The 13,257-nt window shown below is 72.2% G+C and carries 13 protein-coding genes and 1 riboswitch; of the genes, 11 read left to right on the forward strand and 2 right to left on the reverse strand.

Annotation, left to right across the window (positions count from 1 at the left end; translation table 11 throughout):
• Window positions 1–3 precede the first annotated feature (3 nt).
• The 11 genes from J3P32_RS15155 (at window position 4) to J3P32_RS15205 (ending at window position 10,266) form a co-directional block, all read left to right on the forward strand.
• A complete protein-coding gene (locus J3P32_RS15155; RefSeq protein WP_210440894.1) occupies window positions 4–603 on the forward strand; it encodes a CDP-alcohol phosphatidyltransferase family protein in 600 nt (199 codons plus the stop codon).
• The gene (locus tag J3P32_RS15160; protein WP_210440895.1) at window positions 596–1,480 is read left to right on the forward strand and encodes a DUF881 domain-containing protein; all 885 of its coding nucleotides are present in this window, start codon (window positions 596–598) and stop codon (window positions 1,478–1,480) included. Before J3P32_RS15155 ends, J3P32_RS15160 begins: the two co-directional genes overlap by 8 nt.
• Window positions 1,477–1,809 carry a small basic family protein gene (locus tag J3P32_RS15165; protein ID WP_210440896.1) on the forward strand — a complete coding sequence of 111 codons (333 nt, stop codon included), beginning with the start codon at window positions 1,477–1,479 and terminating at the stop codon, window positions 1,807–1,809. The genes J3P32_RS15160 and J3P32_RS15165 overlap by 4 nt, the downstream gene beginning before the upstream one ends.
• Window positions 1,802–2,566, forward strand: a complete 765-nt coding sequence (locus J3P32_RS15170) for a DUF881 domain-containing protein (protein WP_210440897.1) — start codon at window positions 1,802–1,804, stop codon at window positions 2,564–2,566. Before J3P32_RS15165 ends, J3P32_RS15170 begins: the two co-directional genes overlap by 8 nt.
• Window positions 2,567–2,624: 58 nt before the next feature.
• Window positions 2,625–3,011, forward strand: coding sequence for a glycine cleavage system protein GcvH (gene gcvH, locus J3P32_RS15175; RefSeq protein WP_307807862.1), 387 nt, complete (start codon window positions 2,625–2,627; stop codon window positions 3,009–3,011).
• Between the two features lie 110 nt (window positions 3,012–3,121).
• Complete coding sequence (locus tag J3P32_RS15180) at window positions 3,122–3,634, forward strand: FHA domain-containing protein (protein WP_210440899.1); 513 nt, start codon at window positions 3,122–3,124, stop codon at window positions 3,632–3,634.
• A gap of 3 nt (window positions 3,635–3,637) precedes the next feature.
• Window positions 3,638–4,378 carry a transcriptional regulator FtsR gene (gene ftsR, locus J3P32_RS15185; RefSeq protein WP_210440900.1) on the forward strand — a complete coding sequence of 247 codons (741 nt, stop codon included), beginning with the start codon at window positions 3,638–3,640 and terminating at the stop codon, window positions 4,376–4,378.
• 114 nt (window positions 4,379–4,492) lie between these two features.
• Window positions 4,493–4,960 carry a bifunctional nuclease family protein gene (locus J3P32_RS15190; protein WP_210440901.1) on the forward strand — a complete coding sequence of 156 codons (468 nt, stop codon included), beginning with the start codon at window positions 4,493–4,495 and terminating at the stop codon, window positions 4,958–4,960.
• A gap of 279 nt (window positions 4,961–5,239) precedes the next feature.
• Window positions 5,240–5,809, forward strand: a complete 570-nt coding sequence (locus J3P32_RS15195) for a MerR family transcriptional regulator (protein ID WP_210441576.1) — start codon at window positions 5,240–5,242, stop codon at window positions 5,807–5,809.
• 90 nt (window positions 5,810–5,899) lie between these two features.
• A riboswitch (glycine riboswitch) is annotated at window positions 5,900–6,004 on the forward strand.
• 146 nt (window positions 6,005–6,150) lie between these two features.
• The gene (gene gcvP, locus J3P32_RS15200) at window positions 6,151–8,946 is read left to right on the forward strand and encodes an aminomethyl-transferring glycine dehydrogenase (protein ID WP_307861753.1); all 2,796 of its coding nucleotides are present in this window, start codon (window positions 6,151–6,153) and stop codon (window positions 8,944–8,946) included.
• A gap of 33 nt (window positions 8,947–8,979) precedes the next feature.
• Window positions 8,980–10,266, forward strand: coding sequence for a serine hydrolase domain-containing protein (locus tag J3P32_RS15205; RefSeq protein ID WP_210440903.1), 1,287 nt, complete (start codon window positions 8,980–8,982; stop codon window positions 10,264–10,266).
• Between the two features lie 18 nt (window positions 10,267–10,284).
• Here J3P32_RS15205 and J3P32_RS15210 read toward each other — a convergent pair whose 3' ends face one another.
• Both J3P32_RS15210 and J3P32_RS15215 read right to left on the reverse strand, forming a co-directional pair.
• The gene (locus tag J3P32_RS15210; RefSeq protein WP_210440904.1) at window positions 10,285–11,682 is read right to left on the reverse strand and encodes a metallopeptidase TldD-related protein; all 1,398 of its coding nucleotides are present in this window, start codon (window positions 11,680–11,682) and stop codon (window positions 10,285–10,287) included.
• On the reverse strand, window positions 11,682–13,202 hold the full coding sequence (locus J3P32_RS15215; RefSeq protein WP_210440905.1) for a TldD/PmbA family protein: 1,521 nt from the start codon (window positions 13,200–13,202) through the stop codon (window positions 11,682–11,684). Before J3P32_RS15215 ends, J3P32_RS15210 begins: the two co-directional genes overlap by 1 nt.
• Between the last annotated feature and the right edge of the window lie 55 nt (window positions 13,203–13,257).

Genomic DNA, 13,257 nt, shown 5'->3' on the forward strand with positions numbered 1-13,257 from the left:
TCCGTGCCAGAGGAAGCGACCCGCGTCTGGACCGTGCCCAACATCATCAGTGTGGTGCGGCTCGCCGGTGTGCCGTTGTTCCTGTGGCTCGTCCTGGGGCCCGAGGCCGACGCCCTCGCCCTCGTCGTCCTCATGGTGGCCGGGTTCACCGACTTCCTCGACGGCTGGCTGGCGCGCCGGCTGGACCAGTACTCCACCCTCGGGGAGATCCTCGACCCGGTCGCCGACAGGCTCTACATCCTGGCGGTCGTGGTCGGGCTGCTCCTGCGCGACATCATCCCGTGGTGGGTGGCGGTCGCGCTGCCGCTGCGTGACCTCTTCCTGTGGGGACTCGTGCCGGTCCTGCGCACCCGCGGCTACTCCGCGCTCCCGGTGCACTTCCTCGGCAAGGCCGCCACCTTCAACCTGCTCTACGCGTTCCCGCTGCTCCTGCTGGGCGGTGGCGACGGCATCGTCGCCACCCTCGCCCGGACCTTCGGGTGGGCGTTCGCGTGGTGGGGCATCGGCCTCTACTGGTGGGCCGGTGTCCTCTACGCGTGGCAGGTGCGCACGCTGCTGAGGGACACCCCCCGCCGCACGTCACCGGCGTCCGAGCATGGCTGAGCCCTCCGCCGGCACCACCGAGCGCCGCCTCCCCGAGCACGTCACCACGCCGCTGCTGACGCTGATCACCACGCGCTCGATGGACGAGGACTACGCGCACGTCGCGCAGCAGCGTGCTGCAGCGGGTGACGTACGCCCCCAGGTCGCGCGGCCGCACTGGTCGAGCGTGCTCGCGATCGCCGCGCTGGGCGTGATGGCGGCTGTCGTGGCTGCGCAGACGGACCGGCAGGCCGACGTCGACGAGCTGAGCCGCGCCGCGCTCATCGAGCAGATCGACATGCGCAGTGACGAGGTCCGCGCGCTGCAGCGCCAGGTCGTCGAGCTGACCAGCTCCAACGCGGAGGCGGCGAGCAGGAGCACGCAGCTGCAGGGACGGCTCGACGACATCCAGTCGCGGGTGCGGCGCGCCGAGCTCAACACCGGCTACTCGGCCGTCCACGGCCCCGGCGTGCGCATCACCGTCGACAACCGGCCCGACGTCGAGGTCAACAGCGAGATCCGCGACGAGGACCTCGCGATCCTCGTCGACGGGCTCTTCGAGGCGGGCGCGGAGGCCGTCGCCGTCAACGACCAGCGGATCAACGTCCTCGGCGGGATCCGCAACACCAACCGCGCGATCCACGTGAACGGACGGCCCATCATCCCGCCCTACGTGGTGTCCGCGATCGGCGACCCCAGGACCCTGCAGGCGCGGCTGCTCCAGACCAGCCAGGGGCAGGAGTGGTTCACGCTCGTCGACGGGCTGGACTTCGTCTACTCGTCGGAGAATGTGGACGACATCCGCCTGCCGCCCGCGCCCGAACGGGCGCTTCGTGATGTGATCGAGCTCGACGCCGACGCCTTCAGCGGACCGACCAGAGAGGGGAGCTCGCCGTGATCGCCGCCCTTGGGCTGCTCCTCGGCATCATCGCCGGACTCGCGTTCGCGCCCGACGTGCCCCTGGGCCTGCAGAACTACCTGCCCATCGCGGTCGTGGCGGCCCTCGACGCGGTGTTCGGCGGCCTGCGCGCCTACCTCGACGGCATCTTCGACGACAAGGTCTTCGTCGTCTCGTTCGTCAGCAACGTCGTCGTGGCCGCGGCGATCGTCTACCTCGGCGACCAGCTCGGCGTCGGGTCGCAGCTGAGCACGGGCGTCATCGTCGTGCTCGGCATCCGCATCTTCTCCAACGTGGCGGCGATCCGCAGGCACGTGTTCCATGCCTGACGAGCGACCGGCGCACGGGCGGCCCGCACCGGACGAGCCCGGCCGCGAGCGGCTCCGGGTGGCGCTGACGAAGCCGACGCGCCGCCAGGCGGTGGTGGCCGTGCTCCTCGCGGTGCTCGGCTTCGCCTTCGTCGTCCAGGTCCGCGACACGCAGGCCAACGACACCTACGAGGGACTGCGCGAGGGCGAGCTCATCGAGGTGCTCGACGGACTCACCGGCACCGCGGAGCGGGCGCGCCGCGAGGTCGACCGGCTCGAGGCGCGCCGCGACGAGCTGCAGGACGAGAACCAGGCCCGCGCCGCCGCGCTCGACGAGGCCGAGCAGCGGGTGCGCACGCTCAACATCATCGCCGGCCTCGTGCCGGTCACGGGCCCCGGCCTGCGGGTGACCATCGCCGAGTCCACCAGCCGGGTCAGCGTCGGGTCGCTGCTCGACACCGTCCAGGAGCTGCGCACCGCCGGTGCGGAGGCGATGGAGTTCAACGACTCCATCCGCCTCGGCGCGGACAGCTCGTTCGAGAACGCCGTCGGCGGGATCGAGCTCGACGACCAGCTGCTCGAGCCGCCGTACGTCCTCGACGTCATCGGCGACCCGCACGTCCTCCGCACGGCGCTGACCTTCTCGACCGGCCCCATCGAGACCCTCGAGACGCTCGACGGCGCGACGGTGACCGTCGAGGAGCTCGAGCAGGTCGAGATCACCAGCGTCCGCGACGCGCCCCGGCCCGAGTATGCGGAGCCCGGCAGCGGCCAGTAGCCTGCCGAGGAGCCCCGGCCACCAGCCGACGTACCCGCCGACCACCCGAGGAGCCCCCGTGTATCCGGAGAACCTGAAGTACACCAGCGAGCACGAGTGGGTCCGCACCCCCGGCGACACCGACGGCTCGGTCCGGGTCGGCATCACGGAGTTCGCGCAGGACGCCCTCGGCGACATCGTCTACGTGTCGCTGCCGCAGGTGGGCGACCAGGTCACGGCGGGCGAGACCTGCGGCGAGCTCGAGTCGACCAAGTCGGTCAGCGACATCTACGCGCCGGTCACCGGCGAGGTGGTCGCCACCAACTCGGCCCTCGACGCCACGCCCGAGCTGGTCAACAGCGACCCCTACGAGGCCGGCTGGCTCTTCGAGGTCAGCGTCACCGACGCGTCCGAGGTCGACGGCCTCATGGACGCCGCGGCCTACCAGGCCGGCCTGGGCGGCTGAGTCGTCCGCCCGGTCGCCGACCACCGGATCCACCGGGCTGGTAAGTTCGGACCAACCGTCAACCTCAACCCTCGGCTGAGGGTTCAGTGTCGATCCGTCGAGGAGCCTCCATGCCGTTCTGCACCGCCTGTGGCAAGCAGAACCCTGACGATGCCCGCTTCTGTGCCCAGTGCGGCACCAAGCTGCTCGGCGGGGACGACGCGGGCACCAGCCCGGTCGAGACCACAGCGACGATCACCTTCGGGGCGCCCGACCAGCGCGAGTCCTCCGACCGCCAGCTGAGCCCGGTCGACGCGGCCGCCGTGGACGCGCTGCCCGAGGGTCACGCCCTGCTCGTCGTCCAGCGCGGTCCCAGCGCCGGCAGCCGCTTCCTGCTCGACACCGACGTCGTCGGTGCGGGCCGTCACCCCGACAGCGAGATCTTCCTCGACGACGTCACCGTCTCGCGCCGGCACGCCGAGTTCCGGCGCTCCGGCACCGGCTACGCCGTCAGCGACGTGGGCAGCCTCAACGGCACCTACGTCAACCGCGACCGCATCGACTCCGTCGAGCTCAACGACGGCGACGAGGTGCAGATCGGCAAGTACCGGCTCGTCTTCTTCTCCTCCCACCCGGGCAGCTGATCCGTGGCCGCCTCGGCATCGGCAGGGCAGGGTCGCGGCGCCCGCTACAACATCGGGCAGGTCCTCGACCAGCTCCGTCCTGACTTCCCGGGCGTGACGATCCCCAAGATCCGCTTCCTCGAGGACCAGGGCCTGGTCAAGCCCGAGCGCACCGCGGCCGGCTACCGGAAGTTCTCGGGCGAGGACGTCGCGCGGCTGCGCTACATCCTGCTGATGCAGCGCGACCACTACCTGCCGCTGAAGGTCATCGGCGACCACCTCGACGCCATCGACCGCGGCCTCGAGCCGCCGGCGATCGAGTCGGTCGTGCCGACGGTGCCCAAGGTGGCCCTCGCCTCCGACGGGCTGCCCAGCCCGGAGTCGTTCCGCCGCACCAGCGACCTGCGTCTCTCGCGCCGGGAGCTGATCAAGGTCGCGGAGATCTCCGAGGAGCTGCTCGCGCAGCTCGAGCAGTACGGCCTGGTCAGCGCGCGGACCGGCACGGGGCACTTCGACAGCGACGCCCTCGTCGTCGCCCAGACCGCGCGCGAGCTGGCCGACTTCGGCTTCGAGCCGCGCCACCTGCGGGCCTTCAAGACGGCGGCCGACCGGGAGGTCGGGCTGGTGCAGCAGGTCGTGGCCCCGCTGGCCCGGGGCCGCGACGCGGCTGCTCGCGGACGCGCCGAGGACGCCACCTCGGAGATCGCGGCCCTGTCGGTGCGGCTGCACGCCACGCTGGTGAAGGTGGGCCTCGACCGGGGCTGACCCCTGAGCGGTGCGTCCCGCGGGTGCGTGGCCGGCCACCCGCCGGCGGGGACGCTCGGAGGGGCACCGCCGACAGGCACCTCCAACCTCACCAGCCGTGAGTAGGGTGGAGCCATGCGGGAAATGGACGTCATCGGGGTCCGTGTCGAGATGCCCTCCAACCAGCCCATCGTGCTGCTGCGCGAGGTCACGGGGGAGCGCTACCTGCCGATCTGGATCGGGGCGGTCGAGGCCACGGCCATCGCGTTCGCCCAGCAGGGCGTCACGCCCCCGCGCCCCCTGACGCACGACCTCATGCGCGACGTGCTCGAGGCGACGGGCCAGCGGCTCGACGAGGTGCGGATCATCGACATGCAGGACGGCGTCTTCTACGCCCAGCTGGTCTTCGAGGGCGGCGCCGAGGTCGGAGCGCGCCCCTCGGACTCCATCGCCCTGGCCCTGCGCACGGGCAGCCGCATCGTGTGCGCCGAGTCGGTGCTCGAGGAGGCCGGGCTCGCCGTGCCGGCCGAGCAGGAGGACGAGGTGGAGCGGTTCCGCGAGTTCCTCGACCACGTCTCGCCCGACGACTTCGAGTCGCCCTGAGCGACGGGCGGCCGGGGCGTCCCTCGCCCTCCTGCGTCGTCCGGTGACCATCACCCTCAACCTGAGGTTGGGGGTCTGCGACACGCCGGGTCGTGGATGGACAACCCGCACGTGCGGGCTTACCTTGAACTGTCTCTGTTGTAACTCCACCGTTGTGGTTGCCGGTCCTCCGGCTGCCGGGCGGGCCCTTCCCCCAGGAGTTACCGCTCAGCGGAGGATCTGACCTGGAGGGTCACTGTGGGTAGCAACGAGAACGAGCAGGGCGCGGACGCCGCCGGGATGAAGGCTGCTGCCGAGGCGGCCGGCCTCGCCGAGGAGCAGGGTCTGCTCTTCGACGACGACGTCTCGCCGCTGCCCAGCGACACCGGCTACCGCGGGCCGACCGCCTGCAACGCGGCCGGCATCACCTACCGGCAGCTCGACTACTGGGCCCGCACCGGGCTGGTCGAGCCGAGCGTGCGCGGCGCGGCCGGGTCCGGCTCTCAGCGGCTCTACTCCTTCCGCGACATCCTGATCCTCAAGGTCGTCAAGCGGCTGCTCGATGCGGGCATCTCGCTGCAGCAGATCCGCACCGCGACCGCCCACCTCCGCGAGCGCGGCACCGACGACCTGACCCGGGTCACCCTGATGAGCGACGGGGCCTCGGTCTACGAGTGCACGAGCAACGACGAGGTCATCGACCTGCTGCAGGGCGGCCAGGGCGTCTTCGGCATCGCGATCGGCGGTGTCTGGCGCGAGATCGAGGGCACGCTCGCCGAGCTGCCGTCCGAGCGCACCGCCGAGGAGGCCGGCACGGCCGTCCCCGGCGACGAGCTCGCCGCGCGCCGCGCGGCTCGCAAGACGGGCTGAGCCCCGCCCCTCCCCGCACCACGTCGAGGCCGTCCGGACACCGGGCGGCCTCGCCCAACTCCCGGGTGGGCCGCTAGACTCGTCGTGCTGACATCCCATGCGGGAGAGTCACCGCGGCCGGCTCGCCGGCCTGCGGTGCGCCGAAGGGGCAATTCCTCCCCGGAACCTCTCAGGCACCCGGACCGCGCTGGGTTGGCACTCTGGAGGTCACCGGGCCGACAGAGGGGGAGGTCCAGTGACCTCAGGGAGCCCTCGTGCCGGACGCCACCCCGACCCCCGCCCCGACCCCCGCCCCGACCCCAGTCCCCACCGACACGCTCGGGGAGTTCGTTCGCCGCCACATCGGCCCCGACGAGTCTTCCGTCGCACACATGCTGCGGACGGTCGGTCACGAGTCGCTCGAGTCGCTGATGGCGGCTGCGGTCCCGGGCGGCATCCGCACCGCCGCCGCGCTCGACCTGCCCGACCCGCTCGACGAGGAGGCCACGGCCCGCGCGCTGCGGACCCTCGCCTCGCAGAACCGTCCCGCCGAGGCGATGATCGGACTGGGCTACCACGCGACCATCACGCCGCCGGTCATCCGGCGCAACGTGCTGGAGGACCCCTCCTGGTACACGGCGTACACGCCCTACCAGCCCGAGATCTCCCAGGGCCGGCTCGAGGCGCTCCTGAACTTCCAGACCGTCGTCGCCGACCTCACGGGCCTGCCGACGGCCAACGCCTCGCTGCTCGACGAGGGCACCGCGGCCGCCGAGGCCATGACGCTCGTGCGTCGAGCGCAGCGCAACGCCTGCGGCCCGTTCGTCGTCGACGCCGACGCCCTGCCCCAGACGATCGACGTCGTGCGCACCCGCGCCGAGGGCATGGGCATCGAGGTGGTCGTGGCCGACCTCGACGAGGGGTTGCCCGAGGGCGACGTGTGCGGCGTGCTGGTCCAGTACCCCGGCGCCTCGGGGGAGGTGCGCGACCCCCGGCCGGTGATCGACGCCGTGCACGAGCGCGGCGGTCTCGCCGTCGTCGCCGCCGACATCCTCGGACTGGCCCTGCTGGAGGCGCCCGGGACCTTGGGCGCCGACGTCGTGGTGGGGTCGTCGCAGCGCTTCGGCGTGCCCCTGTTCTACGGCGGTCCGCACGCCGGATTCATGGCGGTGTCCTCCGGCCTGGAGCGCCACCTGCCCGGCCGCCTGGTGGGCGTCTCGGTGGACGCCGAGGGCCGCCCGGCGTACCGCCTCGCCCTGCAGACGCGGGAGCAGCACATCCGTCGCGACAAGGCGACGTCCAACATCTGCACCGCCCAGGTGCTGCTCGCGGTCGTGGCCTCGATGTACGCCGTCTACCACGGGCCCGACGGGCTGCGGCGGATCGCGCGGCGCACGCACGAGCACGCCGGCCGGATCGTCGCGGCGCTGCGTGCCAGGGGAGTGACGGTCCTCAACGAGACCTGGTTCGACACCCTCACCGTCGCCGTGCCGGGTCGCGCCGGCGAGGTGGTCGCAGCCGCCCGCCAGGTGGGCCTGCACCTGCGGCTCGTCGACGAGGACCACGTCGGCCTCTCAACGTCCGAGCGCACCAGTCCCTCGACGGTGGCTGCTGTCCTGCGGTCCTTCGGCGTGGCTCCGGCCGCGGACGAGGTGGCGCCGGGACTGCCCGAGCAGCTCGTGCGCACGACGGACTTCCTGACCCACGAGGTGTTCAACTCCCACCACAGCGAGACGCAGATGCTGCGCTACCTGCACCGCCTGTCGTCGCGTGACTACGCCCTCGACCGGGGGATGATCCCGCTCGGGTCGTGCACGATGAAGCTCAACGCGACCACGGAGATGGAGCCGGTGAGCCTGCCCGGCTTCGCCGACCTGCACCCGTTCGCGCCGGCCCAGGACGCCACGGGCTACCGCGAGCTCGTCGACGACGTCGAGCGGTGGCTGGCCGAGGTGACGGGCTACGACAAGGTCTCCGTGCAGCCCAACGCCGGCTCCCAGGGCGAGCTCGCCGGCCTGCTGGCGATCCGCGGCTACCACCTCGCCAACGGCGACGTGGGCCGCGACGTCTGCCTGATCCCGTCCTCGGCGCACGGCACGAACGCGGCCTCGGCGGTGATGGCGGGCATGAAGGTCGTGGTGGTCAAGGCCTCCGACGACGGCTCGGTGGACCTCGACGATCTCCTGGTCAAGTGCGAGCAGCACGCCGAGACGCTGGCCGCGATCATGGTGACGTACCCCTCGACGCACGGCGCCTACGAGGACACCATCACCGACCTGTGCAAGATCGTCCACGACCACGGCGGGCAGGTGTACGTCGACGGCGCCAACCTCAACGCGCTGCTCGGCCACGCCCGGCCCGGCGAGTTCGGCGGCGACGTCTCGCACCTCAACCTGCACAAGACGTTCTGCATCCCGCACGGTGGTGGTGGTCCCGGCGTCGGTCCCGTCGCCGTGCGCTCGCACCTCGCGCCGTACCTGCCCTCGCACGCGTCGCACCCGGAGGCCGGGAAGCGGCAGGGCATCGGTCCCATCAGCGCGGCGCCCTACGGCTCGGCCGGCATCCTGCCGATCACGTGGGCCTACATCCGCATGATGGGCGCCGAGGGGCTCACGCGCGCCACGGCGGTCGCGGTGCTGTCGGCGAACTACATCGCCCACCGGCTCGGGGACCACTTCCCGGTGCTCTACCGCGGCCACGGCGACCTGGTGGCGCACGAGTGCATCCTCGACCTGCGCGGCATCACCAAGGCCAGCGGCGTCACGGTCGACGACGTCGCGAAGCGGCTCGTCGACTACGGCTTCCACGCCCCGACGATGTCGTTCCCGGTGGCCGGGACGCTGATGGTCGAGCCCACGGAGTCCGAGGACCTCGGCGAGATCGACCGGTTCTGCGACGCGATGATCGCCATCCGTGCGGAGATCGCACGCGTCGAGGCGGGGGACTGGACGCCCGAGGACTCGCCGCTGCGGCACGCGCCGCACACCGCCCGCGCGCTGGTCGGCGAGTGGGAGCGTCCGTACACCCGCGAGCTCGGCGTCTTCCCGCGGGGCATCGACCCCGACAAGTACTGGCCGCCCGTGGCCCGCATCGACCAGGCCTACGGTGACCGCAACCTGGTCTGCTCGTGCCCGTCCCCGGAGGCGTTCGCCGAGTGACCGCCACGGCGCGGCGCGCCTAGGGTCGGGTCTGTGGGCGACCAGCGACAGCGACTGCTGGACCTCGCTCAGGCGGAGGGCCGGCTGACGTCGGTCGTCGGCGCGGTCCTCGACCGCTACGGCGCGGTGTGGGCCGGTGGTGCCGGCCAGGCGCCGGGCCTCGACGGGCAGTACCGCATCGGGTCGATCACCAAGACGATGACGGCCGTCCTCGTCCTGCAGGCGCGCGACGAGGGCCTGCTCGACCTCGACGACCCGCTGTCGGCGCACCTCGGCGACGTCGGCTACGGCGAGGTCACCCTCCGCGAGGCGCTCGCCCACTCCTCGGGGATGCAGAGCGAGCCGCGCGGCCCGTGGTGGGAGCGCACGCGGGGCGGCGACTTCGCGGCGCTGGTCGCCGCCAACGACGGCAGCGGCCGGGTCGCGCGGGCGGGGGAGTGGTTCCACTACTCCAACCTGGGCTACGGACTGCTCGGGGAGGTCGTCGCCCGTCGGTTCGGCGCGCCCTGGCGCGCGCTCGTGGCGGAGCGGCTGCTGCAGCCGCTCGGGATGCGCACGACGTCGTACCTGCCGCGTCCCGGTGCCCAGGCGGGCTGGAGCGTCGACCACTTCACCGGCATCCGGGTGCACGAGCCGCTCGCCGACACCGGGGCGATGGCGCCGGCGGGGCAGCTGTGGTCCACGCTCTCGGACCTCGTCACCTGGGGACAGGTGCTCGGGGGTGCCCGGCCCGACGTGCTGGCGGCGCCCTCGCTGGAGGAGATGCAGCGGCCGGTCACGGCCGGCTACGGGCTCGGGCTGATGCTCGACACGCACCCGGGCGGCCGCCTGGTGGGGCACACCGGGTCGATGCCCGGCTTCCTCGCCGCGCTGCACGTCGACCCCGTGAGCGGGATCGGCGCGGTCGTGCTGGCCAACGCCACCACCGGCATCGATCCGCGAGAGCTCGCCGTCTCGCTCATCGACGGCGACCCTGGCGCCGACGACGCCCGCCCGGTGCCCTGGCGGCCGACGGTGGCCCTGCCACCCGAGGTCCACGGCGTACCGGGGCTCTGGTTCTGGGGCAACACCGCCTACGACGTGCGCTGGCACAACGACGGGCTCGAGCTGCGGGCCATGGCCCGCAGCAACGTCGTCACCGACCGCTTCGAGGTCGTCGACGGGGTGCTCGTCGGGACGCTCGGCTACCACCGGGGCGAGCGGCTGGCGCTCCTGCGCCGCCCGGACGGCTCGATCCGCAACCTCGAGTGCGCGACGTTCGTGTACACCCGCACGCCCTACGACCCCGAGGTCGACATCCCGGGCGGACACCCGTGGTGAGCGGAGCAGGCGGGCGGGTCAGACTCCCTGCGACACGCTCGACATGTTGAAGTCCGGGATGCGCAGCGCCGGGGTCGCGGTCCGCGAGAAGTAGTCGTCGCCCCACTCGCGGCTGAAGCTCGGCACGGACGTCGTGGCCGCGCTGAACCGGTTGAGCAGGTCGATGGGGCTCTCGTTCCAGCGGAAGTTGTTGGCCGCGCCGACGATCTCGCCGTCCTCGACCACGTAGACGCCGTCGCGGGTCAGCCCGGTCAGCAGCATGGTCTGCGGGTCGACCTCGCGGATGTACCACAGGCAGGTCAGCAGCAGACCGCGCTGCGTGCCGGCGACGAGGTCGTCGATCGTGCCGGCGCCCTCACCGACCTCGAGGACGAGGTTGTCGATCATCGGCGTCACCGGCTGCCCCGTCATCGCCGCCGAGTGGCGGGTCTGCAGCAGCCCGGTGAGGAGGCCGTCGCGGATCCAGTCGGTGCGCTCGAGGGCGAGCCCGTTGTCGAAGACGGAGTCGGTGTTGTCCGAGGACCCCGCGACGACGAACGGCGCGCACTCCAGGCCGGGATGGGCGGGGTCGGAGAACAGGTTGACCCCGGGAGCCGCCACCTTGTCCTGGATCCGCGTCCCGCCGCCTCGGCGGCTGTAGACCGACTCGCCCTCGTGTGCCACGCGGGCGCCGGCGCCCCAGTAGGCGTCGATCATCAGGTCGGCGACCGAGGACGGAGGGAGGATCGTGTCGTAGCGGCCGGCGGGCAGGTCGACCCGCCGCTGCGCCCACGCCAGCCGCTGGGCGACGGTGGCGGCCATCGCCGCGGCGTCGACGTCGCGGAAGTCGCGTGTGGCCCCACCGGTCCAGGCGCTGCGGGTCAGCGAGGCGTCCTTGCCGGTGCAGGCGTAGTGCCCGGTGGGCTGCACGTGACGCAGCCGCAACCCGCGGGAGGAGCCGAGGTAGGTCGTCACGACCTCGTGGTTGACGAAGCCGTAGAGCAACCGGTCCTCCGCCGTCGCCTGCACGAACGCCTCGCCGAGCGCCGGAGCGAAGGCGTCGTAGACGCCGATGTCGGTGGTCACCGGCTGGTCGTCCCAGTCGCGGGACGTGACGTCGGCGACCAGCTCGGCCTCGTCCTCGGCGGGGGTGCCCGCGCGAGCCGCGGCGTCGGCGGCCTCGACGAGTGCGCCGACCTGCGCGGTGGTGGCGGCGCTCCCGGACACCGAACCGGTGGCGATCCCGCCGTCGACCGAGGCGAAGCTGATGACGGTCACCGAGACCTCGGTCATCACCCCGTTGGTGGTCAGGGTGTTGTTGGCCCAGCGCAGGTTGGCGCTGGTGGCGTCGCGGACGATGGCGATGCAGTCGTCCGCGGTCGACGTGGCGAGCGCGTGCTCGACGAGCTGCTGGGCGGTGCTGCGCATGGACGTCATCAGTGGCCTGCCTCGTCGAGGGTGTTGAGGATGTTGACCCCGCGGAACAGTGCGGTCGGGCAGCCGTGGCTGACGGCGGCGACCTGTCCCGGTTGCGCCTTGCCGCAGTTGAACGCACCGCCGAGGACCCAGGTGTCCGGTCCACCGACGGCCTCCATTGAGCCCCAGAAGTCCGTGGTGGTGGCCTGGTAGGCGACGTCGCGCACCATGCCATCTAGACGGCCATTCGCAATTCGATAAAAGCGCTGGCCGGTGAACTGGAAATTAAAGCGTTGCATATCTATAGACCAGGACTTGTCGCCGACCACGTAGATGCCGCGCTCCACCCGGGCGATCAGGTCGTCGGTGCTCAGTCCGTCGGTGCCGGGCAGGAGCGAGACGTTGGCCATGCGCTGGATCGGGATGTGCCCCGGCGAGTCGGCGTACGCGCACCCGTTGGACCGCCCGCCGTTGAGCTCCGGCTTGAGGTGGCCCATCGAGCGGTCGAGCTGGTAGCCCACGAGCACGCCGTCGCGGACGATGTCCCACGTCTGTGTCTGCACCCCCTCGTCGTCGTAGCCGACCGTGGCCAGGCCGTGCTCCTGGGTGCGGTCGCCGGTGACGTTCATGACCGAGGAGCCGTACTGCAGGGTGCCGAGCTTGTCGTAGGTGGCGAACGAGGTGCCGGCGTAGTTGGCCTCGTAGCCGAGTGCCCGGTCGAGCTCGGTGGCGTGGCCGATCGACTCGTGGATGGTGAGCCAGAGGTTCGAGGGGTGCACGACGAGGTCGTACGTCCCGGCCTGCACGCTGGGCGCCTTCAGCTTCTCGGCGAGCAGCTCGGGCACCTCGGCGAGCTCGGCGTCCCAGTCCCAGTGGGACCCGGTGAGGTACTCCCACCCGCGTCCGACCGGCGGGGCGATCGAGGCCATCGAGTCGAAGACGCCGGTCTCCGCGTCCTCGCCCGTGGCCTCGAACCCCGGCTGGAGGCGGACGCGCTGCTGGGTGGTGCGGGTGCCGGACAGGTCGGTGTAGTACTTGTTCTCCTGCACCTGCTGCAGGAACGCCGTGGCGTGGGCGACGGCGGCACCGGCGCGGAGCCGCTCGGTCCAGTCGACGAGCAGCGCGGCCTTGTCGCGGGTGGGGACCTCGAGCGGGTTGACCTCGTAGCCGGAGACCCAGGTGACGTCGCCGTGGACCGGCTCGGGCGCCAGCTCGACCGGGGTCGTGGTCATCGCCGCCGCGACCCGAGCGACCGAGACGGCCGTCTCCGCGACCCGTCGGGCCTCGGCGTCGGTGAGCACCACCCCGGACGCGAAGCCCCACGCGCCGTCGTGGACGACGCGGACCGCGAAGCCGAGGTCCTCGGCGTCGCTCGCGGTCTGGAGGACCCCGTCGCGCGCGCCGAGGTACTGGTAGCGGTTGCGCTCGAACCGGAAGTCCGCGTGGCTCGCGCCGAGCTCCGCGGCTCGGGCCAGGGCCACCTCGCCGAGCCGGCGGTGCGGCAGGTCGCTGAAGGTCGGGTCGAGCCCGGGCGCACTCATGCGCACGAACCTAGCCGAGCACCGGGGCGCGGCACGACCGACATCCTGGGCAGCA

The organism is Nocardioides xinjiangensis (assembly GCF_017916385.1).
GTDB lineage: Bacteria > Actinomycetota > Actinomycetes > Propionibacteriales > Nocardioidaceae > Nocardioides > Nocardioides xinjiangensis.